Origin of the sequence: Streptococcus sp. CCH5-D3 (genome assembly GCF_001556435.1) — a bacterium.
GTDB lineage: Bacteria > Bacillota > Bacilli > Lactobacillales > Streptococcaceae > Streptococcus.
Genome location: NZ_LSIW01000145.1, coordinates 1 through 308 on the forward strand (window position 1 = coordinate 1; position 308 = coordinate 308).

The following is a 308-nucleotide window of genomic DNA, read 5'->3' on the forward strand; positions in this document are numbered from 1 at the left end:
AGTAAGCGAATCAATTAGTGAGTCACAATCAGTGTCAAACTCAGAGTCAGCATCAAAGAGCGAATCGACATCAGCGTCACAATCCGAGTCAAACTCAGAATCATCGTCAGTAAGTGAATCAATTTCAGAATCACAATCAGCCTCAACTTCCGAGTCATCGTCAGAAAGTGCATCAACGTCAACATCTCAGTCTGAGTCGAACTCAACTTCAGCCTCAGTAAGTGTGTCAACATCAACATCACAGTTGGAGTCGAATTCAGTCTCAGCTTCAGAAAGTGCGTCAACATCAACATCACAGTCTGAATCGA

The 308-nt window shown here is 43.2% G+C and carries 1 protein-coding gene; it reads left to right on the top strand.

Annotated elements, in window-relative coordinates; genetic code table 11:
• The coding region (locus AX662_RS10815) for a hypothetical protein (protein ID WP_197414706.1) at positions 1-308 on the top strand (308 nt) is incomplete at both ends.